Here is a 26,542-nt window from a genome sequence, read left to right on the forward strand (position 1 = left end):
TCAGAGGGGCTGGGGCACCCGGCCCCGGTCGGCCCAGACCGTGCCGCGGCGCTCGAACTCGAAGAAGCCCTCGACCGCCCGGGCGATCCTCGGGCCGGCCTCGCGCTCCAGCACGTACAGCCCCAGGTCCAGGCCCGACGTCACGCCGCCCGCCGAGAGCAGGTCGCCGTCGTCCACCACCCGGGCGTCGACGACGTGCACGCCCGTCTCCTTCAGCAGGTCAGTGCCCAGGGCGTTCGTGACGGCGGTGCGCCCCTGCAGGAGCCCCGCCATCGCCAGGGCGAGGGATCCCCCGCACACCGTGGCCACGGTGACGTCCGGGTTGGCCAGGGCCCGCCGGACCAGCGGCATCGCGGCCGACTGCGCGAAGCGGGCCAGCAGTGCGGGGATCGTCTCGGCGCCGTCCTCCGGACCGCCCTCGACCGGGCCCACGGCTCCGGGGACGACGACGTAGCCCGGCCGGTCGGGGTCCAGCCCGCTCCGGGCGTCCAGGCTGATCCCCGGGATGCCCGAGGCGACGGCTCGCGGCCCCTCGGCGGCCACGAGCTCGGCGGTCGTCCCGCCACCGACCATGCCGCCGGCGGTCAGGACCTCGTAGATCCCGATCACGTCCAGCGGGTCGAATCCGTCGAACAGGACGACCTGGGCCGACACGGCCATGATGATGCTCCCTCGGTGCGGTCACGGGCGCCGGATCGGCGCCCCCGACCATGCTCGGCGGCACCCTCGCAGCCGGGACAGCGGCCGGACGGCCATAAACCGACGAGATCTGGCCAGCTGCCCCGGACCCGCGAGATCTCGCTCTCGTGCCGGATAGCGTGGGCGCGTGCACACCGTCGCCGTCGTCGCCCTGCCGGACACGATCATCTTCGATCTGGCCACGCCCGTGGAGGTCTTCGGCCGTGCCCGCCTGCCCGACGGGCGCCCCGCCTACCAGGTGCTGGTCTGCGGCACCGAGCCGGTGGTCGAGGCGGGCCCGCTGCGCATCGGGACCGACCTGGGGCTCGAGGCGCTCGCGCGGGCGGACACCGTCGTCGTCCCCGGGCGGATCCGGCCGGAGGACCCCGCACCCGAGGCCGCGCTCGCCGCGCTCCGTGCGGCCGCGGCGGACGGGACCCGCATCGCGTCCGTCTGCGTGGGAGCCTTCACGCTCGCGGAGGCGGGGCTCCTCGACGGGCTGCGTGCCACGACGCACTGGCTCGCCGCCGACGCCCTGGCCCGCCGGTACCCGGCCGTCGAGGTGGACGCCGGGTCGCTCTACATCGACAACGGGCAGATCCTCACGTCGGCCGGCGCGGCCGCCGGGCTCGACCTCTGCCTGCACCTCGTGCGCCGGGACCACGGCGTCGCCGTCGCGGCGGACGCCTCCCGGCTCTCCGTGACGCCGCTCCACCGGGACGGCGGGCAGGCGCAGTTCATCCTGCGCAACCCGCCCACCTTCCGGACCGCGACCCTCGAACCCGTGCTCCGGTGGATCGAGGAGAACGCCCACACCGACCTGGCGCTCGCCGACGTCGCCGCGGCCGCCCGCACGAGCGTGCGGACCCTCAACCGCCGGTTCCACGAGGAGACGGGGCAGAGCCCCATGCAGTGGATCGCCGGGGTGCGCATCCGGCACGCGCAGGAGCTGCTGGAGACCACCGACTACGGCGTCGAGCGGATCGCGCGGCAGGTGGGCTTCCCGAGCCCGAGCACCTTCCGCGCGCTCTTCCGCCGCGCCACCGGGGTCACCCCGAGCGGCTACCGGGTCACCTTCCGCGGGCGCGACGCCGCGTAGCGCGGCGGCCGGCGTCCCGTCAGCCGGCGGCGCGCAGACCGCGCAGCGTGAACTCGAGCCGCCGGCGGTAGCCGTCGCGCGGCTGCTGCTCGCAGGCGCGCGCGATGATGCCGCGCTCCCAGACGAGCAGGTCCACGTCCTGCGGGGTGAGGTCGCCGCGGATCACCCCGGTGGCCTGGGCGTCGGCGAGGAAACCGGCAGCCGCCGCGCTGGCGTGCTCGCACAGGGCGGTCACCGGCGCCGAGCCGGGGAGCGCCCGCAGCAGGACGTCGTTGGCGGCGGGCTCGTCGTACTGGAGCAGCCAGATCTGCCGCAGATAGGTCTCGAACCGCTCGACCGGGTCGTCGACGGCGGCGGCCGCGGTGATGATGCCCCGGATGCGCTCGGCCACGAGGTCCTCGACCACCGCGTCGATCAGGCCCTGCCGGCCCCCGAAGCGGTGGTAGATGGTGCCCTTGCTGACCCCGGCCGCGCGCGCCACCTCCTCCAGCGGGGTGTTCAGGCCGCCCGCGCGGAAGACGTCGAGGGCAGCCGTGCGGATGCCCTCGACGTTGCGCCGCGCGTCGGCACGCAGGCGCGGGGACTGGGAGGTCACCGGGCGGCTCCGGCCGCCGCCGAGCCGACCGTCTCGTTCCAGCTCGTCTCGAGCGCCTGCAGGAACGCCTCCACCGGCTGAGCGCCGGAGACGGCGTACTTCTCGGCGAACACGAAGAACGGCACCCCGTTGATGCCGTACTGCCGGGCCTGGCGCAGGTCCGCCTCGACGGCCTCGGCGTACTCTCCGCTCGCCAGGGCGGCGAGGGTCGCCGCGCGGTCCAGGCCCACCTCGGCGGCCAGGTCCGCCAGCACCTCGTGGTCGGAGACGACGAGCCCCTCGGTGAAGTACGCCTGGAAGAGCCGGCGAATCATCTCGCGCTGCTTGCCGTGCGCCGCGGCGAAGTGGCTGAGCTGGTGCGCCGTGCGGGTGCTGACGGCCTGCGCGCGGTCCAGGTGGTACTCCAGGCCGACCTGCGCGGCGCGTGCCGAGACCTGCTCGTTCATCGCCACGGCCTGCTCGCGGGGGATGCCGTGCTTGGCCGCGAGGTGGTCGGCCGGGTTGACCGGGGCGTCGCCGTCGCGGACCTCCGGCATGAGCAGGAAGCTGTGGTAGCGCACCTCGACGCCCGAGGCGTGCGGGAACTTCTCCAGCGCCTGGTCGAGCAGGGCGTCACCCATGTAGCAGAACGGGCACACGACGTCGCTCCACACGTCGACGACGAGCCGGCCCGCCGAGCCGAACGCCTCGCCGGCCATCAGGAGCACACCCCGTCCAGGTCGCAGACGCCGAACGCCTCGCCCACGGGCAGGAGCTCGAACGGCATCGGGGTGACGGGGGTGGTGCCGGCGGTCTCGGGTGCCGGCTCGTGGGCGGCCTCGGCGACCGGCGCCGGCTCCGCGACCGAGTTACTTGACGTCATGGTCAAGAACCGTAGGATAACTTGAACAGTGCGTCAAGATGGCGCGGGACGAGTCGCGACGGGATGGACCGAGAGATGTCCGCTGTGCAGTTCGAGCTCTTCACCTCGGCCTTCTGCGGCCCGTGCCACCACACGCGGGCCGTCCTGGCGGAGGCGGTGCGGATCGTCCCGGGCGCCACGATGGTGGAGCACGACGTGGCCCACGAGGCGGGCCTGGCCGAGTCGCTCGACATCCGGTCCACCCCCATGGTCCTCGTCCGGGACGCGGACGGCGCCGAGGTGTTCCGCGCCGCGGGGGCCCCGACGGTCGCCCAGGTGCTGGTCGCGGCAGAGCGCGCGCTGCGCTGAGCGAGACCAGGCCCATGTCGGACGCCACGGGCCTGCGGCTCCGGTTCGGTGCCGGCGCTGCGGGCGTCGAGCGTCTCGAGGCGTCGTTGGTGGGCGAGAGCTTCGCGCCGCACCGGCACGACACGTACGCGATCGGGATCACGCTGGCCGGGGTGCAGAGCTTCCGGTACCGCGGGGAGCGGCGCTACTGCATGCCGGGCGAGGCGCACGTGCTGCACCCGGACGAGGTGCACGACGGCACGGCCGGCACGGCCGAGGGCTTCCGCTACCGGATCGTCTACCTCGACCCGGGCCTGGTCCGGGAGGCCCTGGGCGACGGGCCGCTGCCGTTCGTGCCCGATCCGGTGATCGGGCGGCGGGCCGTGCCCTCCGCGCTGGTGGGGTACCTGCGAGGGATCGACGACCCGATCGGCGAGCTCGAGCGGGTGGAGCTCGCCGCCGACCTGGCGGGGATGCTGGCCGGCCACGCGTCGCCGTCGACGGTCACTCGTCGCTCGCTCCCGCTGGCTGCGCTGCGGAACGTGCGCGAGCTGATCGACGACGACCCGGCCGTGCTGCACCCGACGAGCCGGTACGAGGAGGTGTCCGGGCTCGACCGGTGGGCGGTCGCCCGCCAGTTCCGGGCGGCGTACGGCACGAGCCCGTCCCGCTACCGCACGATGCGGCAGCTCGCCCGGGCGCGTGGGCTGATCGTCGCCGGACGGTCGCTCGCCGAGGCCGCGGCCTCCGCGGGCTTCGCCGACCAGAGCCATCTCGGCCGCATGTTCAAGCGGGCCTACGGGCTGACGCCGGCACGCTGGGCCGCCGGGGTGGCGAGCGGCAGCGCACCCGGTGAGTCAGCACAATCGTTCAAGACCGCGGGGCGTGGACGCCGGTAGAAACGGTCGCGTGACCACCGGATTCCTCGGGCTCGGGGTGATGGGGCAGCCCATGGCCCTCCATCTCGCCCGCGAAGGCAAGCCGCTGATCGTCTGGAACCGCACCCGGGCGAGGACCGAACCGCTGCGCGAGGCCGGCGCCCGCGTCGCCGGCTCGCCCGCCGAGGTGTTCGGCGCGGCGCGGGTCGTGATCGTCATGCTGAGCGACGAGGCGGCCATCGACGAGGTGCTCGGCCGGGGGACGCCGGCCTTCGCGGACCTCGTCGCCGGCCACGTCGTCGTCAGCACGAGCACGACGTCGGCCGGGTACTCGGCCGGTCTGGCGGCCGACGTCGAGCGCGCCGGCGGCAGCTATGTCGAGGCGCCCGTCTCCGGATCGCGCAGGCCCGCCGAGGACGGCGAGCTGGTGGTCATGCTGGCCGGTGAGGGGCCCGTCGTGGACGAGGTGCGGGAGATCCTGCGGCCGGTCAGCCGGGAGACCGTCCTGTGCGGGGCCGTGCCTCGCGCGACCCTGCTCAAGCTGTCCACGAATACGTTCCTCATCGCGATGGTCACCGGCCTGGCCGAGGCGTTCCACTTCGCCGACCGGCACGGGCTGGACCGCCGTCTGCTGGCCGCGGTGCTGGACGCGGGGCCGATGGCGAGCAACGTCTCGCGGATCAAGGCCGACAAGCTCCTCGACGACGACTTCTCCGTCCAGGCGGCGATCCCCGACGTGCTGAAGAACAACCGGCTGGTCGTCGAGGCCGGTCGGCAGGCGGGGACGAGCACGCCGCTGCTCGACGTCTGCCTCGCGCTCTACGGCGAGACCGCGGCGCTCGGGCACGGTGGGTCCGACATGGTGGCCGTGATCAGGGCGATTGAGGCGAGGACCGCCGCGGGGCACGCGTCGCAGGACGTGCCCGGGGACGTGGCGCGAGACGGCTGAGCGGCCGGCGGCTCAGGCCGCTGCCGCCCAGGACAGCGCGCGCAGGCACCCCGAACGGATGTCGTCGAGGTGCGCGGCCCGTTCCGCGGGTGGCGCGGCCCGGTACAGGCCCTGCCGCGCCGCCGTCAGCCCCGGGCCGAGGCGCAGGTGCAGGCCCCAGGTGAGGTGGGCGGTGGCGAAGCCCAGGGCCGCCTCGGCGCGCAGGTCGGAGCCGGCCAGCTCGCTGAGCGCGCGGCCGTAGGCGTCGAGGAGGGCGGGCTCGTCAAGCTCGCCGTGGCCGCCGAACGCGCGGTAGAGGGAGACGAACGTGCCCAGGTCGAACCCGACGGGACCTACCCCGGCGTGCTCCCAGTCGATGAGCGCGAGGTCGCCGGCCGGGTCCAGGCCCGCGTTGCGCGGGGTGAGGTCGCCGTGGACGAGCGTGGCGGGCAGCCCCTTGGCGCGTGTCACCAGGGAGTCGGACGCGTCCAGGCAGGCGTGCAGGGCGCGGACCTGCTCGGCGGTGAACAGCGTGCGCAGCAGCGGTTCGTGGGCCAGGGCGTCCAGGTTCTCGTGGCCGGTGTCCCGGTGGTGGGCGTACGCGGCGTAGCCCTCCCGCTCCAGCCAGGGCGTGTCCAGCAGGTCGGGGCGGGACTCGCCCGGTACGTACAGCAGGGCCGTGCGCCGGGCCGCGACCAGCGCCGCCTGGGGCGTCCAGCTCTGCTGGAGCACGGCGCCGACGTCGCGCATGACGATCCAGGCACGGCCGTGGTGGCTGAGCACGGTGGCGTCGGGCGGCGTCGTCAGACCGTCCGGGAGCAGGCCGGGCAGCCCGCTCCGGAAGAAGCGGCCCTCGCGCTCGTCCAGCCCGTCGTCGCGCGAGTCCAGCAGCGACTGTCGGCCCCAGGCTGGGACCTTGACGATCCACAGGGACGCGCCCGCGTCCGGCGCCGCGACGGCGACCCGGAGCACCGCCGCCTGGCCCAGCCCGGACGACAGGTCGCGCACCGAGAGCACCCGCACGCCCGTGCCCCACGGGCCCGGGCGGGAGTCGAGGACCGCCCGGATCGTCTCGGCGTCGGGCAGGGCATGGTCGGTCATCGGGTCCGTGCCTTCCTCGCGACTGGGGTGCGGGTGGCGACACGCTACCGGCGGTGCGCGGGGGAGCGCTTCACGAACCGGGATATCCGGGCGCGCTGCGGGAGGGCTGTCCCGGCGTGGCGGGAACGGTCAGCCGGCGGCCAGGACCTCCACGCCGAGCCCCGCGACCTGCTCCACGACGGGGTCGTGCGGGTCGGCGTCCGTGATCACGCCGTTGACCTTCGCCCAGGGCAGCACCCGGAACCGCGACGCCGTCCCGATCTTCTCCGAGGAGGCCAGCACGTACGTCTCGGCCGCCCGAGCGGACAGCGCGCGCTTCATCGCGGCCTCCTCGGCGTCGCCCGTGGTCAGCCCGGCCTCAGGGTGCACGCCGGTGACGCCGAGGAGGCAGAGGTCGGCGGACACGTTCTGCGCCGCCTCGACCGCCGCGGCGCCGGAGGTGACCGCCGAGTGCTTGAAGACGCGCCCGCCGAGCAGGAAGACCTCCGCCGCCGGGTGGTCGAGCAGAGCCACGGCGACCGTCGGGCTGTGCGTGATCACGGTGCAGGCCAGGTCGGGCGCCAGGGCCCGCGCGACGGCGAGCGCCGTGGTGCCGCCGTCGAGGATCAGCGCGCCACCCGGTCGCACGAGCCCGGCGGCCACGGCGGCGACACGGCGCTTGCTGTCCGGGGCCACGGCCTGCCGGTCTGCGTACCCCACCACCGCCGGGGACACGGGCAGGGCGCCGCCGTAGACGCGTTGGCAGAGGCCCTCGGCGGCCAGGTCGCGGAGGTCGCGTCGCACGCTGTCCTCGGAGATCCCGAGGTCGGCCGCGACGTCCTTGGCCACGACCTTGCCCTCACGGGCCAGCAGGGCGAGCAGGTGGTCACGTCGTTCGGCAGCCAGCATTCCGGTTCTCTCCCGTTGTTGCACGTTTCTGCATGTATCGTAGCAGTCGTGAACGACAAGCCCCTGCTCATCCTGATCGCCGGCCCCTACCGCTCCGGGACGGGCGGTGACCCGCAGGCGATGGCCGGCAATCTCGCTCGTCTCGAGGCCGCGGCCTGGCCCGTGTTCGAGGCCGGCCACCTGCCCGTGATCGGGGAGTGGATCGCCCTGCCGGTGCTGCGCTCGGCCGGCGCCGGGCCCCAGGACCCCCTGGCCGACCAGGTCCTGTACCCCGCGGCCGACCGCCTGCTCGCCCACTGCGACGCCGTCCTGCGGCTGCCGGGCGACTCCACCGGGGCGGACCAGGACGTCGCGACGGCCCGCCTCCGTGGCCTGCCCGTCTACCACGACGTCGCCGAGATCCCGCGGCGCGTCCCTCAGGAGGCCGCGTGACGGGGCGTCCCGGCGTCGACGTCCCGGACGGCCGGGGGCGAACCGGCCTCGACCAGGCCGGGCGGGCCCTGGACCGCAACCCCGGTGTCGTGGTCCGCGACGTGGAGCTCACCTCCCAGGGCTGGCACGTGCTGCGCCGCACCACCTTCGACTACCGCCGACGCGACGGTCGCTGGGAGACGCAGCAGCGCGAGACCTACGACCGCGGCAACGGGGCGGTGGTGCTGCCCTACGACGTCGGCCGCCGCCGCGTGCTGCTCACCCGGCAGTTCCGCTACCCGGCCTACGTCAACGACCATCCCGACGGGATGCTCGTCGAGGCCGCCGCCGGGTTGCTCGACGCGGACGACCCGCTCACCGCCGTCCGGCGCGAGAGCCTGGAGGAGCTGGGGCTGCGCCTCGGCGACCTGACCGAGGTCTTCGACGCCTACATGAGCCCCGGCTCGGTGACCGAGCGTCTTCACTTCTTCGCCGGCCCCTACACCCCGGCCGACCGGACTGGCGCGGGCGGCGGGCTGGAGGCCGACGGCGAGGACATCGAGGTGCTCGAGCTGCCGTTCGCCGAGGCGCTCGCGATGACGCGGGACGGGCGCATCGTGGACGGCAAGACGATCATGCTGCTGCAGTGGGCGGCGCTGGACGGTCCGTTCGGGTCCGGTCGCTGACCCCGCCGCCCGGCGTGGTGAGGCATAGCCTGGGTCCGTCCCTCACGGAAGGAAGCACCATGTCCCGCGTCCTGATCATCGGTGGCCACGGCAAGATCGCGCTCCTGCTCGCCCCTCTGCTCGTGGAACGGGGTGACGTGGTCACCAGCGTGATCCGCAACCCCGACCACGCGGACGACGTCGCGGCGACCGGGGCCATCCCGCTGGTCGCCGACGTCGAGCACCTCGACACCGACGGCCTCGCCGACGTGGTGCAGGGGTACGACGCCGTCGTGTGGTCCGCGGGCGCCGGCGGCGGCAACCCGGAGCGGACCTACGCCGTCGACCGGGACGCCGCCGTGCGGTCGATCGACGCCGCCCGCTCCGAGGGCGTGCCGCGCTACGTCATGGTGTCCTACCTCGGCGCGCAGACCGACCACGGCGTACCCGAGGACAGCTCCTTCTTCGCCTACGCCGAGGCCAAGGCCGCGGCCGACGAGCACCTGCGCGCCTCCGGCCTCGGGTACACGATCCTCCAGCCCGGCCCGCTCACGCTCGACCGGCCCACGGGCCTCATCGAGGTGGTGAACCCCGGCGACGGCCGCGTCTCGCGCGCCGACGTCGCGGCCGTGGCCGCCGCCGTGCTCGCGGACGAGAGCACCGTGGGGCGCACCATCCCGTTCGGCAACGGCGCGACCCCGATCACGGACGCCCTCGCCGGGCTCCCGGACGCGGGCGATCAGTCCGAGTGAGCACTTCCCGGCGGACCGGGCCGGGGCCCGGCCGCCGCACCTACGATCGGCGGATGCCTCAGCTCGCCGTCGGCGCCGTGCTCGGCGTCCTCCTGCTCACCGCCTGTCAGGCCGCGCCCGGTGCGAGCCACGACGAGGAACGGCCGGCGACGTCGGCCGCCGTCGCGGAGGTGACGCTCCCGCCCACCAGCGGCCGGTTCGACTACCAGCTCGGCGCGGCCTACGAGCCCGCGGGCGGGCTCGACGTCGTGGTGCGGGACGCCACCGCGGACCCGGCGCCGGACGCCTACAACGCCTGCTACGTCAACGGGTTCCAGACCCAGCCCGGCGAGGACGACCTCTGGCTCGACGGCAACGAGGACCTCCTGCTGCACGACGCCGCGGGGGAGCTGGTGGTCGACCCCGACTGGCCCGACGAGTACGTGCTCGACCCCGGTACCGAGGAGCGGCGTGAGCGCATCCTGGGCATTCTCGGACCGGTGATCACGGGGTGCGCCGACGCCGGCTTCGACGCCGTCGAGATCGACAACCTCGACACGTGGACACGGTTCACCGAGCCGGAGACCGGCCTGATCGAGCAGGCCGACGCCCTCGCGCTCGCGGCGGAGTACATCGACGTGGCGCACGGGGCGGGTCTCGCCATCGGGCAGAAGAACGCCGCGGAGGCGACCACCGAGGGGCACGACCTCGGCTTCGACTTCGCCGTGACGGAGGAGTGCGCGGCCTACGACGAGTGCGGGTCGTACACCGGGGTGTACGGGCAGCACGTGCTCCAGATCGAGTACACGGACAACCTGCCGCAGGACTTCGACGTGGTCTGCGCGAGCGCGGACCGCGCACCGCTGACCATCCTGCGCGACCGCGACCTGGTGGGGCCGGGCGACGGGGCGTACGCGTACGAGCAGTGCTGACCTGCGGGTGAGCGCGCCGGGCCACCGGGGACGGGCGTGGCCCGGCCGGTGCTTATCCTCGACGCATGACATCCCCTCTCGCGCTGCCGCCGGACCCCCGAGATGCCGGCCCGTCCGGGCGCAAGGGGTTGCTCACCGAGCACATCGCGCGGCAGCTCGAGCAGCAGATCCGGTCGGGCGAGCGGGCGGTGGGCACCAAGCTGCCTTCCGAGCGTGAGCTCGCGACGCAGTTCGGGGCGAGCCGGAACGTGATCCGGGAGGTGCTGCGCCGGCTGGAGGCGACCGGACTCATCGAGGTGGCCGCCGGTCGTGGGTCGTTCATCGCGGACCAGTCCTCCGGGCGTGCGCGCGGGTACGACGCGCTCTACCGCACGGAGCGGCCGACCGTGCGCCAGCTCATCGAGGCGCGGATCCCGCTCGAGGTCGAGATCGTGGGGCTGGCCACCGAGCGGGCCTCGGACGAGCAGGTCGAGGCCATGGCGGCCGCCGACGAGCGGATGCGGCGTGCGCGCGACGTGGTCGAGAAGGCGCGCGAGGACCTCGCGTTCCACGACGCCATCGCGGCGGCCTGCGGCAACCCCGTGCTGCGGATCATGCTGTCGTCGATCGGCGGCCTCATGTTCGAGATGATGCTGCGCTCCAACTCCGACCCGGGCATCGCCGAGCCGGGGGTGCCGCACCACCCGGAGATCCTTGCCGCGATCCAGGCACGTGACGTCGAGCAGGCCCGGCTGCGCATGCGCGAGCACCTGGCGCTCGGGCTGCGCACCTATGGTCCGGACCTCGACGTGGGCCTGGACCTGATGGCGTCGCGGCACATCGAGACCCTGCTGGGGCGGTAGGAGGCGCGGGCCGCAGCCCTTTCCGGCCCGGGCCACCGCCTTTGGACCCTCCGGAGACCCGTGCTACCGTCCAACTGGTCCTACCAGTTGGACCACTAGCCATCCTTCCCCGTCGAGTGCGGGATGTTCGCCCTTCCGGAGGCGGACAGAGAGCGAATATCCCGCACTCGACGGGTTCACACATGGGGGTGTGGAGTACCTGTGCCATCGACCATCACGCCGCAGCGGGGCGGGCAGCTGAGCCGGCGGGCGTTCGGCGTGCTCGCCGCCGCGTCCGTCCTGGCGGCCTGCACGCGCGGCCCGCGGACGGCGAGCCCGGACGCCCCGTTGCGGGTGCTCGCGATCAACCACGTCTGGACGCAGGCGATCAGCCGGTACCTGCCCGAGCTCGAGGAGCAGATCGGCCGCAAGGTGTCCCTGCGGATGCTCACCGCCGACCAGCTCACCTCGAGCTTCAACGTCAAGCTCAACGCCTCGGCCACCGACATCGACGTCATGACGGTCCGGCCGCTGCAGGACCAGCTGATGTTCGCCCGCAACGGCTGGATCGCCGACCTTACCGACCGGGTCGAGGGCGACCGCGACTTCCGGTGGACCGACTTCCAGGACGCCCCGCGCGAGCGCTCGGTCACCCGCGGTGCGGCCGTCAGCGTCCCGGTCGTGACCGAGCGGCCCGCGCTCTACTACCGCAGGGACCTGCTGGAGGACTTCGGGGGAGCGCCCGCGACCCTCGACGACATGCTCGACATCGCCCTGGAGCTCGAACGGCGCAGCGAGGGCTTCTTCGGGTACGTCGGCCGTGGTCAGCGCAACGGTGCCGTCTCGCAGTGGTCGAGCTTCCTGTACTCCTTCGGGGGCGACTTCACGCACGACGGGCGGTCCGGGATCGGCACGCCCGAGGCGATCGCCGCGTACGAGTACTACGGGCGCCTGCTGCACGAGGCGGGCCCGCCCGGCGTCACGAACATGAGCCTGGAGCAGGCCATGCCGATCTTCGCGCAGGGCAAGGCGGCGATGTACATCGACGCCGACGCCATCTACAGCAACTTCCTCGACGAGAAGATCTCCACCGTCACCGACACCGTCGGGTTCGCGCCCTTCCCGGCCGGGCCGGCCGGGTCCGTCCCGCACAACATCCCGTCGTGGAGCCTCGCGATCAACGAGTTCTCGCTGCTGCGGGACGACGCGTGGGAGTTCCTCCGCTGGGCGGCCAGCCCGCAGATGGTCGCGCGGCTGCAGTCCGAGGGCATCCCCGGCGCCCGCCAGTCCGTCTGGGACGATCCGGCGACGCTGGCCTCTTTCCCGGCGGAGCTCGCCGAGACCATGCAGGTCAACGCGGCGAACGGCATCGGGCACGACCGTCCCGACGTCATGCAGGTGGGCCGCGCCCGCGACATCGTCGGCCGACCGCTCGTGTCCGGCATCGTCGGCGAGGACGTGCCGTCGGTCGCCGCCGACGCGGATGCCGAGTTCAACGACTTCCTCGTCCGTGACAACCGTCAGCGGGAGTTCTGATGACGACGACCACCGCGCGCCCCGCGACCGGCCGGCGCACCACGCCGTCCGGCACGCCGATGGTGACCTTCGAGCAGGCGAACCGCCGCCTCAAGTGGGCCTTGCTGGCCCCGGCCCTCGGGTTCGTGGGCCTGATGATCGTGTTCCCGCTCGCGTTCACGATCAACCTCAGCCTGACCGACGCGTTCGGCGCCGTGAACGCGGGCAACACCTGGGTGGGCCTGCAGAACTTCGCCGACGCCCTGACCGACACGCGCCGGTTCTGGCCCGCCGTGGGCCGCACCGTCGTGTTCACGCTCGGCGCCGTCGTGCTGGAGACGGTGCTCGGGCTGGCCCTGGCGATGCTGATGCGCAAGTCGTTCCGCGGCATGGAGGTCGTCCGCACCATCCTGATGGTGCCGCTGCTGGCCACCCCGGTCGCCATCGGCATCCTGTGGATGCTCATCCTCGACCCGACCAACGGCATCGCGAACCACCTGCTCGGGTTCGTCGGCATCCCGCCCCAGGAGTTCCTCGGGTCGGTGTCGCAGTCGCTGCCCACCCTCATGCTCATCGACGTGTGGCAGTGGACGCCCATGATGACCGTGCTGCTGCTCGCGGGCCTGACCACGCTGCCGGAGGAGCCGGAGGAGGCCGCCCGCGTCGACGGCGCCAACGCCTGGCAGCGGTTCGTGCACATCATCCTGCCGATGCTGCGCACCACGATCCTGACGGCCCTGGTGCTCCGCGGCGTCGACGCCCTGAAGACGTTCGACCTGATCTACGCGACCAAGGGGCCGGGCGGCGGCTCGGACTTCGAGGCCGAGACGCTGAACGTCTACGCCTACGGTCTCACCTTCGACTACCAGGAGTACGGCCTCGCCTCGGCCGTCCTGGTCCTGTTCACGCTGTTCATCGTCGCGATCGTGGTCGTGCTGCGGCGCCGGACCGAGAGGAGCGCCTCGTGAGCGCCGTGACCACCCCCGCCCCCGGCGGCGCGCCCGTGCGTGCCTCGCAGCGCGTCGTCGCCCGACGGCGCCGCGGCCCGCAGCGTGCGCTGGGCGCCCTGCGCGCCGTGCTGATCGTGATCGTGTGCGCCGTCATCGCACTGCCGATCGTGTGGATGATCGCGGCCGCCTTCAAGACGAACGTGCAGGTCACCGATCCCACGGTCGGCCTGGCCTTCTCGCCCACCTGGGACAACTTCCGGGGCGTCCTGGCCGACGGCGCCCTCGCGCAGTCGCTGGGCAACTCGCTGCTCATCGGCGTCGTCTCGACGGCGCTCAGCATCGTCATCGCGGTACCCGCCGCCTGGGCCGTGGGCCGGTTCCGGATGCGCCGCACCGGCTCGGTCGTGCTCGTGGCCCGCATCATCCCGGCCATCTCGCTGCTCGTGCCCTGGTACTACATGTTCGCGCAGCTCGGCCTGGTGGGCAGCCACCTGGTGCTGATCCTGAGCCACATGTTCGTCTCGGTGCCGCTGATCCTGTGGATCATGATCGGTTTCTTCGAGGGGCTGCCGGTCGAGCTGGAGGACGCCGCCCGCACCGACGGGCTGTCCGCCTTCGGGGCGTTCCTGCGGATCGCGCTGCCGCTGGCGGCGCCGGGTACGGCGTCGGCGGCCGTGCTCGCGTTCATCTTCAGCTGGAACAACTTCATCTTCGCCCTCATCCTCGCCGACGAGCGGACCATGACCATGCCCGTGCTGCTGTTCAACTTCATGTCCTACGCCAGCACCGACTGGGGCGGGCTCATGGCCGCCGCCACCCTGATGACGGTGCCGGTGCTGCTGGCCGCCGTCTTCGGGCAGCGCTACCTCGTGGCGGGCCTGACCGCCGGCGCCACCAAGGGCTGACGCCCTCCCACGTCCCTCCGACAGCCACCGACAGAAGGTTCCCCATGAAGATCGTCGACGCGAAGGTCGTCGTCACCTCGCCCGGCCGCAACTTCGTCACGCTCCAGATCACCACGGACGACGGGGTGACCGGCCTGGGCGACGCCACCCTCAACGGCCGGGAGCTCGCCGTGGTCAGCTACCTGCGCGACCACGTCGTGCCGCTGCTGATCGGCCGCGACCCGCACCGCATCGAGGACACCTGGCAGTACCTCTACCGCGGCGCCTACTGGCGCCGGGGGCCGGTGACGATGGCCGCGATCGCCGCCGTCGACGTCGCGCTGTGGGACATCAAGGCCAAGGTGGCCGGCCTGCCCCTGTACCAGCTCCTGGGCGGCGCGAGCCGTGACCGGGTCCGCGCCTACGGGCACGCCAACGGCTCCAGCCTGCCCGAGATCTTCGACTCGGTCCGGGCCCTCCAGGAGCGCGGCTACCAGAGCATCCGCATCCAGAGCGGCGTGCCGGGCCTGAAGTCCGTCTACGGCGTGCACACCACGACGTCGGCCGACGGGTCCGCGCCGGACGTGCTCGCCCGCCCGGCCGTCGAGGACTGGGACACGGGCGCCTACCTGCGCTACATCCCGCGGGTCTTCGAGGCCGTGCGCAGCGAGTTCGGCCCGGACCTGCCGCTGCTGCACGACGCACACCACCGGCTGTCCCCGATCGAGGCGGCCCGCCTCGGCAAGGACCTGGAGCCGTACGACCTGTTCTGGCTGGAGGACTGCACGCCCGCCGAGGACCAGGAGGCCCTGCGCCTGGTGCGGCAGCACACGACCACCCCGCTGGCGATCGGCGAGGTGTTCAACACCGTCTTCGACTACCAGACGCTGATCGACGACCGCCTCATCGACTACGTGCGCTCCGCCGTGACGCACTTCGGCGGCGTCAGCCCCATGAAGAAGCTGTTCGACTACGCGGGCCAGCGCGGCATCAAGAGCGCGATCCACGGGCCGGAGGACATCTCGCCCGTGGGCATGGCCGCCGCGATCCACCTCGACCTGGCGATCCACAACTTCGGCATCCAGGAGTACTCCGGTCACACGGACCTGACCAACGAGGTCTTCCGGCACGCGTACACCTTCGAGGACGGCCACCTGCACCCGGGCGAGGCCCCCGGCATCGGCGTGGAGCTGGACGAGGAGCTCGCCGCCGCGCACCCGTACGTGCCCGGGTACCTGCCGGTCAACCGCCTTCAGGACGGGTCCGTCCACGACTGGTGACGGGGCTCACCCCCGGGCGTCCCATCCAGGATCCCGTCAGCACCGAACCTCCTGAGCGGCACCCTGCGAGTGCCGCTCAGGAGCACGTGCGTGGAGCGCGGGAGGGCGGTGGGGACCAGATGCCGGTCGCACTGTGCGAGCAGCCCGTGGTGTCGCCCATGTCGTCGGCCGGCCGCGAGCCGTTCGTGAGGCAGACTGGGGCGGTGGCCTCACCACCAGCCCGTACCTCGCCGCTCGACGCCGTCGACGCCCTGCTCGTGGCGTGCGCGGGCGGCGACCCGGAATCGTTCGCGCCCGTGTACGACGCGCTCGGCCCGGTGGCGTACGGTACGTCGCTCGGCGTGCTGCGCGACCCGGACCACGCGGCCGAGGTGACCCAGGAGGTGATGGTGGAGGTGTGGCAGACGGCCTCGCGGTTCGACGCCGCGCGCGGCTCCGCACGCACCTGGGTCGCCACGCTCGCCCGCCGGCGGGCCGTCGACCGGGTCCGCTCGGAGCAGGCGCACCGTGACCGCGACCAGCGGGACACCGACCTGCGGACCAACGAGACGGCCCGTGACGTGGTGGTCGAGGACGTCGAACGGCGCCTCGAGGGCTCGGCCGTGCGCCGCTGCATCGAGGGGCTCACCCCGACCCAGCGCGAGGCCGTCGTGGTCGCCTACTACGGCGGCCTGACCTACCGCGAGGTGGCCGAGCAGCTCGGCGCCGCACTGCCGACCGTGAAGAGCCGGATCCGCGACGGACTCGGCCGGCTCCGCGACTGCCTGGGGGTGGCCCGTGGCTGACGATCTCAGGGCCGACCGCCCGCACGCCGACGTCTGGGACCTGTTGCCCGGGTACGCCCTGGACGCCCTGGACGACGCCGAGCGCCGGGCCGTGGACCGGCTCCTCGCGTCCGACGCCGACGCACGCCGTGCGCTCGACGAGTACCGCGACGTCGTCGCGTCCTTCGCGGTCGAGGCGGAGCCGCCGGCCGCGCTGCGGGCGAGCGTGCTCGACCGGGTACGCAGCACGCCGCAGGTCCCGGGTCCGGACGTCGCCGACGTCACGGAAACCGGCACCGCAGTGCCGGCTGCGACTCCGCCGGCCGCGACTCCACCGGCCGTGACTCCGCCGGCTACAGCCTCGCCGGTCGCGGAACCGCCGTCGGAGGGCGCGGGCGCCGTCGTCGACCTGGCGGACCGCCGCCGGCGGCGGCGCTGGGGCACCGTGGTGGCCGCGGTCGCGGCAGCGGCCGCGATCGCCGTGCCCACGACGATCGCCGTGCAGGTGTCCGCGGAGCGCGACCGGCTGCGCGAGCAGGCGCAGGCGGTCTCCGAGATGCTGGCCGACCCGGACAGCTCGATCCTGCGCGGCGCCGTCGAGGGCGGCGGCGAGGCGACCGTGCTGGTGGCCGACGACGACATGTTCTTCCAGGCTGAGGGCCTGCCCGAGCCCGGCCAGGGCCGGGCGTACCAGCTCTGGGTGGTGGCGGGCGACGGCAGCGTCTCCTCGGCCGGCGTGCTCGCGCTGCGGGACGGCACCGCGTCGTCGCTGGTGCAGGACTCCGACGGCGTCGGCATGGCGGTGTCGGTGGAACCCGCGGCGGGCTCCGAGCAGCCGACGACGACCCCGGTCGTCGTCCTCGGCACCTGACCGGCCCGGAGGGCTGGTCAGGCGGACCCAGGCGGGACGCCGGCACGACACAGGACGAGAGCGGGGTCCCGATCCGAACCGGATCGGGACCCCGCTCTCGTCCTGGCGGACCGGATCACATCTCGGGCATCAGCACCGAGTCGACGAGGTACACGGTCGCGTTCTGGGTCATCACGCCGCCGCAGATCACGTTGGCGTCGTTCACGGTGAGCTCGTCACCGCTGCCGGCGACCTCGACGGTGCCACCCTCGACGGTGGTCTGCTCGCCGACCACCTCGTCCGGGGTGAGCTGACCGGGCACCACGTGGTAGGTGAGGATCTTCGTCAGCAGGTCGCTGTCGGTGGACAGGGTGTCCATGGTCCCGGCGTCGATCTTCGCGAAGGCGTCGTCGACCGGGGCGAACACGGTGAACTCGTCGCCGTTCAGCGTGTCGACGAGGTTCACGTCCGGGTTGACCTCACCGCTCACGGCCTTGACCAGGGTGCTCAGCAGCGGGTTGTTCGACGCCGCCACCGCCACCGGGTCGGCGGCCATGCCGGTGACCGAGCCCGGGCCGTCCGGCACCTGCTCGGCGTAGTCGGCGCAGCCCGGGCCCACGAGGTTCGCGGCCGGGTCGGCCGTGCTGTCGTCCTCGGCCGGGGACTCCTCGGTCATCGAGTCGTCCGTGGGGCCGGTGGTCTCCTCGGACGCGGCGGTCTCCTCCGAGCCGGTGTCCCCGCCCGACGAGTCCATGCTGCAGGCCGACAGCCCGAGCACGGCCAGGGTGGCGATACCGGCGACGGCGTAGGACGTACGGGTTCGAGCGTTCATCGGTCTCTCCTCGGTGTGGCGTCACCCCGCGTCCTGCGGGGCGTCTTGACCGGGGTTCGGAGCCGTCGCCCGACCGGATGGGGGTGGATGCGAACGAGTTCGGCCGAGGGTCGTGCGCCCTCCGCAGCCCGCGTCGCGGTCACGCGGCCGGGCGGACCAGGCGCACCGTCTGGAGCACGTGCACGCACAGCTCACCGGACTCGTCGGTGACGCGGACCTCGACCAGCACCTGGCGCCCGCTCGCGCGGACGGGGGTCGCCGTCGCGGTCGCCGGGCCCGCCACGGGACGGAGGAAGTGCGTGGTGGAGTCCACGGTGGCCGGCAGGGTGCCGGGCTCGGCCTGGGCCGCGGCGCAGACCGCGGCGACGCCGTCCGCCAGACCCATGAGCGCCCCGCCGTGCAGGCCGCCGCCGACCGTCGACAGGCCGTGCTCGAACGGCAGCCGCCCGACGACCTCCTGCGGACCGATGGTGTCGAGCTCGACGCCGAGCGTCCTGACGAACGGCGCTGCCGCGTAGACCTCGTCGGCGGTCATGGTCATGCCGGCACCCTCTTCCGATGTCTGTGGAGATCTCTCTCTAGAGACCGGACTCTAGTGATGGCCTGGAGTACCGTCAACGCATGCCCCGCCCGACTCACGACACCTCGGCGATCCTCGACGCGGCGGGCCGGATCCTCGGTGCGGGTGGCCCTGCCGCCGTCACCATGGCGGCGGTCGTCCGCGAGGCCGGCGTGCCGAGCGGGTCCCTGTACTACCGGTTCCCGGACCGGCCGGCCCTGCTGGCCACCCTGTGGAACCGCGCCGTCGAGAGCTACCACCGCGACGCCTACCCGCTGTTCGACGGCGACCCCGTCGACGCGGCGGCCGCGCTCGCGGCCTACACGGTGCGCTGGTGCCAGGCCGAGCCGGCGCACGCGCACGTGCTGCTCGCGGGCCGCGCGCGGTTCGAGGCCGACGCCTGGCCCGAGGCCGCTCGCGAGACAGAGGCGGCCGAGAGCGACCGCTGGAACGCGGCGATCCGCGGCCTGACCAGGCGGCTGCGGGCCCGGACCACGGTGCCGACCAGCGAGATCCTGCTGGTCGTGGTCGACCTGCCGTATGCCGCGGTGCGCCGGTACCTCAGCGGCGACCGGCCGATCCCGGCGGACCTGGCCGACGTGGTCTCGGGGATCGTGCGCAGGTCGTTCGACGACCCGGCGGGGTAGCCGGACCGGGGTGGCGACTATCCGCGGGCGGGGAGCCTGCGCCCCTCGACGACCGCGAAGATCGCGCGCTCCAGCGCGTCGGCCACCTCGGACGGCTCGCCGAGGTAGCCGGCGAGCATCGCCCCGTCGCGGAGCATCATGAGCTCCTCGGCCCCCTGCTCGGCGCCGGGCACGCCCAGCTCGTCGAGCATCGCGGCGAAGGTCCGGCGGTACCAGGCGCGGTGCTCGGCGACGACGGCGCGGACCGGGCTGCCGGGCTCCGCATACTCGGCGGCCGCGTTGATGAACGAGCAGCCCCGGAAGCCCGGCTTGCAGGCCTCGGCGCCGATGCCCTGCGCGAACCGGCGGAACGCCTCCGCGGCGTCGGGTGCCGCGGCGCGCAGCCCGTCGAGGGCGGCACGCTCCCAGGCGCCCTGTCGCTCCAGGTAGGCCACCACGAGCAGGTCCTTGGTGCGGAAGTGGCGGTAGAACGTGACCTTCGTGATCCCCGCGCGCTCGATGATCTTGTCGGCGCTGACGGCGCGGATGCCGTGGGCGTAGAAGAGCTCCGTGGCCGCGTCGAGGATGCGGTCGCGGGTGGAGGGGGTGCTGCTGTTCATCCCGGTCGCTCCTGGTTGGTGGTGCCGATGCCTGACCGACCAGTCTACAGCGTGGTGGAGTGACGTGTTCGTCTACCTCGCGGACGGCGTCCCGGGGTTCCCACCTGGTCGCCCAGTGGGGGAGAATGAAGCCCGTGGCCATCCGGAACGTCCGATTCGTCCCACACCACCGCCCTGCCTCCGTCACGGTCCTGCTCGCTGCCCTGCCCGTGGCGACAGCCCTCGCCCTCGCCGGGTGCACCGTGCCCACGGCCGAGGGCGTCGACGGCAGCACGGGGGAGAGCTTCCAGGTCAGGGAGCCGGAAGGGCCCGCGCTCGTCCTCGACTCGTCGGACGCCGCGGAGCTCGCGCTCACCGCGAGCCAGGCGTTCTTCCACGCCTCCCCGGTGGCCGTCATCGCCCCGGCGGACGACACCGACGCCCGAGCGACCGCGGCGGCCACCGGCGCCGCCGTCACCGCACCGGTGCTGCTCACCGACGGCGGGGTCTCGGACACCAACCTCGTCGCCGAGCTCGACCGGCTCGGGGCCGGCACGGTCGTCGTCGTCGGTGACGAGGAAGCCGTCGCGGAGGTCGGCGCGGCCACCGGCAAGGCCGACGTCGTACGGTTCGACCCCGGTGCGCTGAGCGCCGCGGCCGAGGCGGCCGCCACCGGGGGCCGCAGCGGCGCCGACAAGCCGGAGACCGGCAAGGTGCAGCTCCCCACCGCGGACCGGCTCGACGCGTCGGACGTGGCCGGTCTGCGCGCCGAGATCCCCGACGTCGCCGACCCGACGCTGCTCCAGGAGATCCTCGTCGCCGTGGACCCGCAGCCGGGGCACGAGGCGGCCATCGGTACGGCGCTCGCCGCCGGAGCGGTCCCGGTCGAGGTGCCGGGCGGAGACATCGCCACCAGCCCCGAGACGGTCGAGACCATCCGCGCGCTCAAGCCGCTCGGCGTGGTCGGGATCGGCGACGGCTTCGGCACCGCGGACGACCTCGGCTGGCAGGTGGAGGTCGCCACGTCGGGCGCGACGCTGCCGGGCGGGGCGCTGCGGCTCTTCCCGGGCCGGTACGTGTCGACGTCGTACGTGGTGCCGGCCGGTCTCGCGGACCCGGGGGCCGACGCCGTGGCCGCCGCGGCCTCGGCTGCGGCCCATGCGGCACCGTTCGACGCGGAACCGCTGGTCACCGTGGTTGCGAGCGTCCGCTCCGGCGCTGCCGGTGACGACGGCGACTACGTCGACGAGCAGCCGCTGGAGGCCGTCACGGCCGCCGTCGGGGCGATCCGCGAGGCGGGGCAGCTCGTGCTGCTCGACGTCGCGCCGGGCAACCAGCCGCTGGCCGCGCAGCTCGACGCCCTCGAACCGCTGCTGACCAGGCCGGGTGTCGGGGTGTCGGTGCACCCGGAGTTCCGCGTGGCGGGCAACGGCGCCGAGGACGGCTCGGTACCCGTCGCGGAGCTGCAGGCCGTGGTGGACCGGCTCGCGCAGCTCGCCACGGAGCGCGGACTGCCGCAGATCATGCTGGAGGTGCACCAGTCGACGGCCGCCTCCGTGGTGGACCGGTCGCTGCTCGACGTGCCGCCGCAGGTGGCGGTGGTGTTCACCGCCGCAGGTCCGGGTGAGGGCCAGGCCACGGCGGGCGGTGTCTGGGCCGACGTCGCGAACGAGCTCCCCGCGCACACCTACCTCGGCTGGTCCGCCCCCGACGCGCTGCCCGCCGACCCGGAGAGCATCATGCCGACCGAACCGCTCCTGGGCCTGGTCTCCGCCGGCTGAACCTGCGAAACTGCGGGCACCACCGGAGCGAAGGGGCCCTAACAATCGTGACCACCGTGAGCAGCGGCGCGGCAGTCGTCGCCGACGCCGTCATCCCCGCACCTGTCGAGACCGAACCGGGCGAGGGAGTGCTGGACCTCGCCACCGTCACCGTGGACGCGCCCGACGCCGTCCTCGCCCGGCTGGCGGGCGAGCTGCTTGTCGCCGCCGGAGCCGTCGTGGCCGACGCCGGCGCCCCGGTGGTCCTCCTGCTGGACCCGGCCGCCGGGCCCGAGGCCGCGCAGAGCACGGAGCGCTACACGCTGACCGTGACCCCGGACGGCGTCACGGTCGCGGCCCCCGGGCGCGCCGGGCTGCTGCACGGCGTGCGGACACTGCGCCAGCTCGTCAACGCCCGCCGCGGGGAGACGGGCGGTCCGGTCGAGGTGGGCGCCGTCGTCGTGCGGGACGCGCCGCGGTACCCGTGGCGCGGGCTGTCGCTCGACGTGGTGCGGCACTGGTTCGGGCCGGCCGACCTGCGTGCCGTCGTGGACCTCGTCGGCTCCTACAAGATGAACCGGCTGCACCTGCACCTCTCGGACGACCAGGGCTGGCGTCTGGAGATCCCGTCCCGGCCGGCGCTGACCGAGAAGTCGTCGCAGGGCGCCGTGTCGGGCGCGACGGGTGGGTTCCTCACCGCCGACGAGTACCGCGAGCTCCAGGAGTACGCGGCCGAGCGGGAGGTCGTCATCGTCCCGGAGATCGACGTGCCGGGCCACGTCAACGCCGCGACGCACGCCTACGGCGAGCTCATGCCGTCGGGCGAGCCCACGGACGCCTACGACGGGATCGAGGTGGGCTTCTCCAAGCTGCACCTCGACCTGCCCGCCACCGAGCCGTTCCTGCGCGACGTGTTCACCGACGTCGCGCGCATGACGCTGGGGCCCTGGGTGCACTTCGGCGGCGACGAGGTGCTGGTGATGCAGCCCGAGGAGTTCGGCCGGTTCGTGGTGCTGTGCCAGGAGATCGTCACGGCGGCGGGCAAGACACCGGTGGCCTGGCAGGAGGCCGCAGGCTCCGCACACGGTGACCAGGCGGCGGTCGCTGCGCTCGCGGCCTCCGGCGCCGCCCCCGCTCCGGGCGCGGCCGAGGCCCCCGGCGCCGACGGCCCCTCGCTCGTCGAGCCCGGCACCGTGCTGCAGTACTGGGACACCCGGCCGGACCCCGCACCCTTCGTGCGCGCCGCACAGGCGGGGGCGAGGTTCGTGATGTCCCCCGCGGACCGTGCCTACCTCGACATGAAGTACACGCCCGAGCACCCGCTGGGCCAGCAGTGGGCGGCCTTCGTCGAGCTGCACGACTCCTACGACTGGGACCCGGCGCGCCTCGTCGAGGGGCTGCCGGAGTCCGCGATCGAGGGCGTGTCGGCGGCCATCTGGACGGAGACGCTGGCCAGCCGCGCGGACCTCTTCTCGATGCTGCTGCCGCGGCTCGCCGCGGTGGCCGAGACCGCGTGGTCGCAGCCGGGTGCCAAGGACTGGGAGTCGTTCCGGGCCCGGGTCGCGGTCGAGGCGGCCACGTGGCGCCGCGACGGCGACGCCTACCACCCGACACCTCAGATCGACTGGTGACCCGGGCCGTCAGCGCGCAGGGCGGGCGGCCAGGGCCGCTGCGTAGAGGTCACGCTTCGGCACGCCCGCGGCGTCGGCCACCTCGGCGACGGCTGCCTTGAGGCGCTCGCCCGCGGCGACGCGGGACAGCACCTCGTCCACGACGTCCGCCACGCTCGCGCCGGTCGCCGGCGCGCCGCCGACCACCACGCAGATCTCGCCCCGGAGCTGCTCGGCCGCCGCGCGCTCCGTGAGGTCCGCGAGCGTGCCGCGCAGCACCTCCTCGTAGGTCTTGGTCAGCTCGCGCGCGACGGCGGCCGGCCGGGTGTCGCCGAACGCGGCCGCCATGGCGCCCAGCGTCTCCGCGATGCGGTGCGGCGCCTCGAAGAACACCATGGTGCGCGGCTCGGCGGCCAGCGCGGCGAGCGCCCGGGCGCGGTCGCCGGGCTTGCGCGGCAGGAAGCCCTCGAAGGTGAACCGGTCGGTCGGCAGGCCGGAGAGCGCCAGGGCCGTGAGCACGGCGCTCGGGCCGGGCGCGGCGGTGACGCGCAGCCCGCGCTCGATCGCGCGCTCCACGATGCGGTACCCGGGGTCGGAGACCGACGGCATCCCGGCGTCCGTCACGACCACGACGGTGCCACCGCCGTCGACGACGTCGAGGAGCTCGTCCGCGCGGGCCGTCTCGTTGTGCTCGTGGTAGCTCGTGACCCTGCCCCGTACCTGGACACCCAGCCGGCCGGCGAGCCCGTGCAGGCGGCGGGTGTCCTCGGCGGCGACGACGTCGGCGTCCGCCAGGAGGCGGACCAGGCGGGGCGAGGCATCCTCCGCGTTGCCGATCGGGGTGGCGGCCAGGACGAGGGAGCCGGCTTCGGGTACGGGGGACGGGTCGGTCATGAAGCACAGGGTGTCACGCTCTATGCTGGCCCGGTGTCTCAGCAGCCTGACGCCACAGGAGCGCACTTTCCGGGAGCGCAGCAGGCTCTGCCCGGGACGTTCGGGGCGCACGTGCGCCGTGCCGCGGTGAGCACCGGGTCGTTCCCCGTCGTCGACCGGCCGGCACCCGAGCCACCCGTGCGCGACCGGCTCCTGCGGGACCTGCTCGGCGAGCGGCGCCTCGCGCTGGGGCGGACGGCGGCCGACCGGTTCTGGGGTCTGTTCGGCGCGCTCCTGGTCACGCTGCTCGCGGCCGCCGCGCGGCTGTGGGAGCTGGGCCGGCCGGGCAAGCTGGTGTTCGACGAGACGTACTACGTCAAGGAGGGCTGGTCCCTGGCCAGCCTCGGCTTCGAGGCCGCGTGGCCCGACGAGCCGAACCCCGCCTTCGAGGCGGGCGACGTGAGCTCGTACAAGACCGACGAGGCCGAGTACGTGGTGCACCCGCCCGTCGGCAAGTGGATGATCGCTCTCGGCATGCGCCTCATGGGCGGCGCCCAGGACCCGGTGGCCTGGCGCATCGCGAGCGCGGTGATCGGCGTGCTCGCGGTGTTCCTCATCGTGCGCATCGCGCGGCGACTGTTCTCCTCGACCCTGCTCGGCCTGGTCGCGGGCCTGCTGCTCGCCGTCGACGGCGAGGCGATCGTGCACTCGCGCACCGGGCTGCTCGACCAGTTCCTCATGTTCTGGGTGCTGGTCGGGTTCGGCTGCCTGGTGCTGGACCGCGAGTGGGCCAGACGCCGGCTGGCGGACCGGGTGGCGCAGATCGTCGAGGCCGGCGGCGTGATCGGGAAGTACGGGCCACGGCTCGGCGTCCGGTGGTGGCGGCTGGCCGCCGCCGTCTCTCTCGGGCTGGCGTGCGGCGTCAAGTGGTCGGGCCTGTACTTCGTCGCGGCGTTCGGCCTGCTCACGGTCATCTGGGACCTCACGGCGCGCCGCGCCGCCGGCATCGGGCGCTGGTGGGAGGACGCGCTGGTGGTCGACGTCGTCCCGGCCGTCGTGGTGCTGCTGCCCACGGTGGTCGCGGTGTACGTGGCGACCTGGTCGGCGTGGTTCGCGCACCCGATGTCGTACCTGCGCAACTGGGCCGAGGTGAACGGCGTCGCACCGCCGGGGTGGTGGCCCGACTGGGGCTGGGCACAGGGCGCCTGGGAGGCCGGCCGCTCCCTGTGGGAGTACCACCGCATGATGTGGGACTTCCACAACGGCCTGGAGTCGGACCACAACTACGCGTCGCACCCGCTGGGCTGGATCGTGCAGTGGCGGCCGACGTCGTTCTTCTGGGAGAAGTTCGCCCCCGGCCAGGGGCCGTGCCCGGACGACGCCGTCGGCGACTGCGCGACCGCGGTGACGTCGCTCGGCAACCCGCTGCTGTGGTGGCTCGGTGCGCTGGCGATCCCCGTGGTGCTGGTGCTCGTCGTCCGCTACCGCGACTGGCGCGGGGCGACGGCCCTGGTGGGGATCGCCGCCGGCTGGCTGCCGTGGTTCCTGTACTCCTGGCCGCTCGCGGACCGCACCATCTTCACGTTCTACTCGATCGTGTTCACGCCGTTCGTGATCCTGACGCTCGTGTACCTGCTGGCGGTGGGGCTGGAACGGACCCCGCGGCGCAGCGGGGACCGCCGCATCGTGAGCTGGCTGGCCGCCGTCCTGGTGGTGCTGATCGTGGGGGTGAGCGTGCTCTACTACCCGATCTGGACCGCGATGCCGGTGCCGTACGAGTACTGGCAGCGCCTGATGCTGCTCCCGAGCTGGATCTAGCGGGCCCGTCAGAGGGTCGCGCTGTCGCGGAGCTCCACTCCTGCGGCGCTGAGCTCCTGCTCGGCGGTCCGGCCCTGCTCCGGGGAGACGGGGATGGTCAGGTCGGTCAGCACGCGGGTGCGCAGGCCCGCGCGGCGCGCGTCGAGCGCGGTGTGCTTGACGCAGTGCGACTCGACCAGGCCGACCACGTCGACGTCGGTCACCTGTGCCTCGGCCAGGATGGTCGCGAGGCTGCGGCCGTGCTCGTCGGCGCCGTCGAAGCCCGAGTAGCCGTGCGAGTACTGGCCCTTCTTGAGCCGTGCGTCGGGGTGCAGCTCGGCGAGCGCCGGGTGCAGCTCCGCTCCGGGGGAGTTGGCGATGCCGTGCGGGGGCCAGGAGTCGACGAAGTCGGGGTGGTCGCTGAAGTGCTCGCCCGGGTCGATGTGCCAGTCCTGCGTGGTGAGCACCGTGGTGTACCGGTCGCGGTGCGCGGCGGCGTAGGTCGCGACGCGGTGGGCGATCTCGTTGGCCCCCTCGGTGGCGAGCTCGCCCCCCTCGCAGAACGTGGGCTGGACGTCGACGACGACGAGGGCCCGGCGGACGGGCTCGGACTCGGTCAGGCTCATGCTCCCCACTCTGCCACGCCGGCTGCGGGCCGAGCGGCCCCACCACAGCCACCGGCGTATTGCGCTGGGCGCGTGGCCCTAGGATTGGACGACAGTCTCTT

30 protein-coding genes are annotated in these 26,542 nt (G+C 73.7%); 19 read left to right on the forward strand and 11 right to left on the reverse strand.

Annotation, left to right across the window (positions count from 1 at the left end; genetic code table 11):
- Positions 1-660, reverse strand: coding sequence for a DJ-1/PfpI family protein (locus ACO229_RS24840; RefSeq protein WP_423463092.1), 660 nt, complete (start codon positions 658-660; stop codon positions 1-3).
- 166 nt (positions 661-826) lie between these two features.
- Between ACO229_RS24840 and ACO229_RS24845 the strand changes: the two genes are divergently transcribed.
- Positions 827-1,777: a GlxA family transcriptional regulator gene (locus ACO229_RS24845; protein WP_397430835.1), complete on the forward strand. Its 951-nt coding sequence runs from the start codon at positions 827-829 to the stop codon at positions 1,775-1,777.
- A gap of 19 nt (positions 1,778-1,796) precedes the next feature.
- Here the strand turns inward: ACO229_RS24845 and ACO229_RS24850 are convergent, their stop codons facing one another.
- From ACO229_RS24850 to ACO229_RS24860, 3 genes are read right to left on the reverse strand one after another with little or no spacing between them, the layout of a single operon-like run.
- Positions 1,797-2,372, reverse strand: a complete 576-nt coding sequence (locus ACO229_RS24850; protein ID WP_397409264.1) for a TetR/AcrR family transcriptional regulator — start codon at positions 2,370-2,372, stop codon at positions 1,797-1,799.
- Positions 2,369-3,070, reverse strand: a complete 702-nt coding sequence (locus tag ACO229_RS24855; protein ID WP_397430974.1) for a DsbA family oxidoreductase — start codon at positions 3,068-3,070, stop codon at positions 2,369-2,371. The genes ACO229_RS24850 and ACO229_RS24855 overlap by 4 nt, the downstream gene beginning before the upstream one ends.
- Entirely contained in the window at positions 3,070-3,234 is a 165-nt protein-coding gene (locus ACO229_RS24860; protein WP_397430834.1) for a hypothetical protein, read from the reverse strand. The genes ACO229_RS24855 and ACO229_RS24860 overlap by 1 nt, the downstream gene beginning before the upstream one ends.
- A 75-nt stretch (positions 3,235-3,309) precedes the next feature.
- Here ACO229_RS24860 and ACO229_RS24865 point away from each other — a divergent pair, with 75 nt between their 5' ends.
- The 3 genes from ACO229_RS24865 to ACO229_RS24875 are packed head-to-tail and all read left to right on the forward strand — an operon-like array spanning position 3,310 to position 5,388.
- Positions 3,310-3,582, forward strand: a complete 273-nt coding sequence (locus tag ACO229_RS24865) for a thioredoxin family protein (RefSeq protein WP_397409267.1) — start codon at positions 3,310-3,312, stop codon at positions 3,580-3,582.
- A 14-nt stretch (positions 3,583-3,596) separates the two neighbouring features.
- Positions 3,597-4,460: an AraC family transcriptional regulator gene (locus ACO229_RS24870; protein ID WP_423463093.1), complete on the forward strand. Its 864-nt coding sequence runs from the start codon at positions 3,597-3,599 to the stop codon at positions 4,458-4,460.
- 10 nt (positions 4,461-4,470) lie between these two features.
- Positions 4,471-5,388: an NAD(P)-dependent oxidoreductase gene (locus tag ACO229_RS24875; RefSeq protein ID WP_423463094.1), complete on the forward strand. Its 918-nt coding sequence runs from the start codon at positions 4,471-4,473 to the stop codon at positions 5,386-5,388.
- 12 nt (positions 5,389-5,400) lie between these two features.
- On the opposite strand, the gene ACO229_RS24880 is transcribed toward ACO229_RS24875, so the two are convergent.
- Together ACO229_RS24880 and ACO229_RS24885 are read right to left on the reverse strand one after the other, a co-directional pair.
- On the reverse strand, positions 5,401-6,468 hold the full coding sequence (locus ACO229_RS24880; RefSeq protein ID WP_397430831.1) for a phosphotransferase family protein: 1,068 nt from the start codon (positions 6,466-6,468) through the stop codon (positions 5,401-5,403).
- 129 nt (positions 6,469-6,597) lie between these two features.
- Positions 6,598-7,356, reverse strand: a complete 759-nt coding sequence (locus ACO229_RS24885) for a DeoR/GlpR family DNA-binding transcription regulator (protein WP_423463095.1) — start codon at positions 7,354-7,356, stop codon at positions 6,598-6,600.
- A gap of 48 nt (positions 7,357-7,404) precedes the next feature.
- Between ACO229_RS24885 and ACO229_RS24890 the strand changes: the two genes are divergently transcribed.
- The 11 genes from ACO229_RS24890 to ACO229_RS24940 all read left to right on the forward strand — a co-directional run bounded on the left by ACO229_RS24890 (position 7,405) and on the right by ACO229_RS24940 (position 17,180).
- Positions 7,405-7,788 (forward strand): DUF4406 domain-containing protein, encoded by a 384-nt coding sequence (locus ACO229_RS24890; protein ID WP_423463096.1) that lies wholly within the window; start codon positions 7,405-7,407, stop codon positions 7,786-7,788.
- Positions 7,785-8,453 carry an NUDIX domain-containing protein gene (locus ACO229_RS24895; RefSeq protein ID WP_397409279.1) on the forward strand — a complete coding sequence of 223 codons (669 nt, stop codon included), beginning with the start codon at positions 7,785-7,787 and terminating at the stop codon, positions 8,451-8,453. The genes ACO229_RS24890 and ACO229_RS24895 overlap by 4 nt, the downstream gene beginning before the upstream one ends.
- Before the next feature lie 59 nt (positions 8,454-8,512).
- Positions 8,513-9,184, forward strand: coding sequence for an SDR family oxidoreductase (locus ACO229_RS24900; protein ID WP_423463097.1), 672 nt, complete (start codon positions 8,513-8,515; stop codon positions 9,182-9,184).
- Between the two features lie 53 nt (positions 9,185-9,237).
- Positions 9,238-10,095 (forward strand): endo alpha-1,4 polygalactosaminidase, encoded by an 858-nt coding sequence (locus ACO229_RS24905; RefSeq protein ID WP_423463098.1) that lies wholly within the window; start codon positions 9,238-9,240, stop codon positions 10,093-10,095.
- Between the two features lie 65 nt (positions 10,096-10,160).
- The gene (locus ACO229_RS24910) at positions 10,161-10,937 is read left to right on the forward strand and encodes a FadR/GntR family transcriptional regulator (protein ID WP_397430825.1); all 777 of its coding nucleotides are present in this window, start codon (positions 10,161-10,163) and stop codon (positions 10,935-10,937) included.
- Between the two features lie 201 nt (positions 10,938-11,138).
- Positions 11,139-12,452, forward strand: coding sequence for an ABC transporter substrate-binding protein (locus ACO229_RS24915; protein ID WP_397409287.1), 1,314 nt, complete (start codon positions 11,139-11,141; stop codon positions 12,450-12,452).
- Positions 12,452-13,399, forward strand: coding sequence for a carbohydrate ABC transporter permease (locus ACO229_RS24920; RefSeq protein ID WP_397430823.1), 948 nt, complete (start codon positions 12,452-12,454; stop codon positions 13,397-13,399). The genes ACO229_RS24915 and ACO229_RS24920 overlap by 1 nt, the downstream gene beginning before the upstream one ends.
- Positions 13,396-14,286: a carbohydrate ABC transporter permease gene (locus tag ACO229_RS24925; protein WP_423463099.1), complete on the forward strand. Its 891-nt coding sequence runs from the start codon at positions 13,396-13,398 to the stop codon at positions 14,284-14,286. Before ACO229_RS24920 ends, ACO229_RS24925 begins: the two co-directional genes overlap by 4 nt.
- 44 nt (positions 14,287-14,330) lie before the next feature.
- Positions 14,331-15,545, forward strand: a complete 1,215-nt coding sequence (gene manD, locus ACO229_RS24930) for a D-mannonate dehydratase ManD (protein WP_423463100.1) — start codon at positions 14,331-14,333, stop codon at positions 15,543-15,545.
- A gap of 203 nt (positions 15,546-15,748) precedes the next feature.
- On the forward strand, positions 15,749-16,330 hold the full coding sequence (gene sigK / locus ACO229_RS24935; protein ID WP_397409295.1) for an ECF RNA polymerase sigma factor SigK: 582 nt from the start codon (positions 15,749-15,751) through the stop codon (positions 16,328-16,330).
- Positions 16,323-17,180, forward strand: a complete 858-nt coding sequence (locus ACO229_RS24940) for an anti-sigma factor domain-containing protein (protein ID WP_423463101.1) — start codon at positions 16,323-16,325, stop codon at positions 17,178-17,180. The genes sigK and ACO229_RS24940 overlap by 8 nt, the downstream gene beginning before the upstream one ends.
- 115 nt (positions 17,181-17,295) lie before the next feature.
- Here the strand turns inward: ACO229_RS24940 and ACO229_RS24945 are convergent, their stop codons facing one another.
- Positions 17,296-17,991, reverse strand: coding sequence for a fasciclin domain-containing protein (locus tag ACO229_RS24945; protein ID WP_423463102.1), 696 nt, complete (start codon positions 17,989-17,991; stop codon positions 17,296-17,298).
- A gap of 139 nt (positions 17,992-18,130) precedes the next feature.
- Positions 18,131-18,532, reverse strand: coding sequence for a PaaI family thioesterase (locus ACO229_RS24950; RefSeq protein WP_397430818.1), 402 nt, complete (start codon positions 18,530-18,532; stop codon positions 18,131-18,133).
- Between the two features lie 80 nt (positions 18,533-18,612).
- On the opposite strand from ACO229_RS24950, the gene ACO229_RS24955 reads away from it, so the two are divergent.
- Positions 18,613-19,197 (forward strand): TetR/AcrR family transcriptional regulator, encoded by a 585-nt coding sequence (locus ACO229_RS24955; RefSeq protein ID WP_423463103.1) that lies wholly within the window; start codon positions 18,613-18,615, stop codon positions 19,195-19,197.
- Positions 19,198-19,214: 17 nt separating this feature from the next.
- Here ACO229_RS24955 and ACO229_RS24960 read toward each other — a convergent pair whose 3' ends face one another.
- Positions 19,215-19,796, reverse strand: coding sequence for a TetR/AcrR family transcriptional regulator (locus ACO229_RS24960; protein WP_397430816.1), 582 nt, complete (start codon positions 19,794-19,796; stop codon positions 19,215-19,217).
- Between the two features lie 134 nt (positions 19,797-19,930).
- Between ACO229_RS24960 and ACO229_RS24965 the strand changes: the two genes are divergently transcribed.
- A complete protein-coding gene (locus ACO229_RS24965; RefSeq protein ID WP_423463104.1) occupies positions 19,931-21,556 on the forward strand; it encodes a hypothetical protein in 1,626 nt (541 codons plus the stop codon).
- A gap of 47 nt (positions 21,557-21,603) precedes the next feature.
- A complete protein-coding gene (locus tag ACO229_RS24970; RefSeq protein WP_423463105.1) occupies positions 21,604-23,166 on the forward strand; it encodes a family 20 glycosylhydrolase in 1,563 nt (520 codons plus the stop codon).
- 9 nt (positions 23,167-23,175) lie between these two features.
- On the opposite strand, the gene rsmI is transcribed toward ACO229_RS24970, so the two are convergent.
- Positions 23,176-24,039, reverse strand: a complete 864-nt coding sequence (rsmI, locus tag ACO229_RS24975) for a 16S rRNA (cytidine(1402)-2'-O)-methyltransferase (RefSeq protein ID WP_423463106.1) — start codon at positions 24,037-24,039, stop codon at positions 23,176-23,178.
- A 33-nt stretch (positions 24,040-24,072) separates the two neighbouring features.
- On the opposite strand from rsmI, the gene ACO229_RS24980 reads away from it, so the two are divergent.
- A complete protein-coding gene (locus ACO229_RS24980) occupies positions 24,073-25,836 on the forward strand; it encodes a dolichyl-phosphate-mannose--protein mannosyltransferase (protein ID WP_397430813.1) in 1,764 nt (587 codons plus the stop codon).
- Between the two features lie 8 nt (positions 25,837-25,844).
- On the opposite strand, the gene ACO229_RS24985 is transcribed toward ACO229_RS24980, so the two are convergent.
- Positions 25,845-26,441: an isochorismatase family protein gene (locus ACO229_RS24985; protein WP_423463107.1), complete on the reverse strand. Its 597-nt coding sequence runs from the start codon at positions 26,439-26,441 to the stop codon at positions 25,845-25,847.
- Positions 26,442-26,542 lie beyond the last annotated feature (101 nt).

Source organism: Promicromonospora sp. MS192 (genome assembly GCF_049532985.1).
Classification (GTDB): domain Bacteria; phylum Actinomycetota; class Actinomycetes; order Actinomycetales; family Cellulomonadaceae; genus Promicromonospora.

Bases quoted from the DNA above. Each gene is read 5' to 3' on its own strand.
- ACO229_RS24865 (WP_397409267.1), top strand. From the start codon at position 3,310: ATGTCCGCTGTGCAGTTCGAGCTCTTCACCTCGGCCTTCTGCGGCCCG.
- ACO229_RS24960 (WP_397430816.1), bottom strand. From the start codon at position 19,796: ATGAACAGCAGCACCCCCTCCACCCGCGACCGCATCCTCGACGCGGCC.
- ACO229_RS24900 (WP_423463097.1), top strand. From the start codon at position 8,513: ATGTCCCGCGTCCTGATCATCGGTGGCCACGGCAAGATCGCGCTCCTG.
- ACO229_RS24885 (WP_423463095.1), bottom strand. From the start codon at position 7,356: ATGCTGGCTGCCGAACGACGTGACCACCTGCTCGCCCTGCTGGCCCGT.
- ACO229_RS24840 (WP_423463092.1), bottom strand. From the start codon at position 660: ATGGCCGTGTCGGCCCAGGTCGTCCTGTTCGACGGATTCGACCCGCTG.
- ACO229_RS24905 (WP_423463098.1), top strand. From the start codon at position 9,238: ATGCCTCAGCTCGCCGTCGGCGCCGTGCTCGGCGTCCTCCTGCTCACC.
- ACO229_RS24910 (WP_397430825.1), top strand. From the start codon at position 10,161: ATGACATCCCCTCTCGCGCTGCCGCCGGACCCCCGAGATGCCGGCCCG.
- ACO229_RS24950 (WP_397430818.1), bottom strand. From the start codon at position 18,532: ATGACCATGACCGCCGACGAGGTCTACGCGGCAGCGCCGTTCGTCAGG.
- ACO229_RS24955 (WP_423463103.1), top strand. From the start codon at position 18,613: ATGCCCCGCCCGACTCACGACACCTCGGCGATCCTCGACGCGGCGGGC.
- ACO229_RS24870 (WP_423463093.1), top strand. From the start codon at position 3,597: ATGTCGGACGCCACGGGCCTGCGGCTCCGGTTCGGTGCCGGCGCTGCG.
- rsmI (WP_423463106.1), bottom strand. From the start codon at position 24,039: ATGACCGACCCGTCCCCCGTACCCGAAGCCGGCTCCCTCGTCCTGGCC.
- ACO229_RS24855 (WP_397430974.1), bottom strand. From the start codon at position 3,070: ATGGCCGGCGAGGCGTTCGGCTCGGCGGGCCGGCTCGTCGTCGACGTG.
- ACO229_RS24920 (WP_397430823.1), top strand. From the start codon at position 12,452: ATGACGACGACCACCGCGCGCCCCGCGACCGGCCGGCGCACCACGCCG.
- ACO229_RS24945 (WP_423463102.1), bottom strand. From the start codon at position 17,991: ATGAACGCTCGAACCCGTACGTCCTACGCCGTCGCCGGTATCGCCACC.
- ACO229_RS24860 (WP_397430834.1), bottom strand. From the start codon at position 3,234: ATGACGTCAAGTAACTCGGTCGCGGAGCCGGCGCCGGTCGCCGAGGCC.
- ACO229_RS24880 (WP_397430831.1), bottom strand. From the start codon at position 6,468: ATGACCGACCATGCCCTGCCCGACGCCGAGACGATCCGGGCGGTCCTC.
- manD (WP_423463100.1), top strand. From the start codon at position 14,331: ATGAAGATCGTCGACGCGAAGGTCGTCGTCACCTCGCCCGGCCGCAAC.
- ACO229_RS24985 (WP_423463107.1), bottom strand. From the start codon at position 26,441: ATGAGCCTGACCGAGTCCGAGCCCGTCCGCCGGGCCCTCGTCGTCGTC.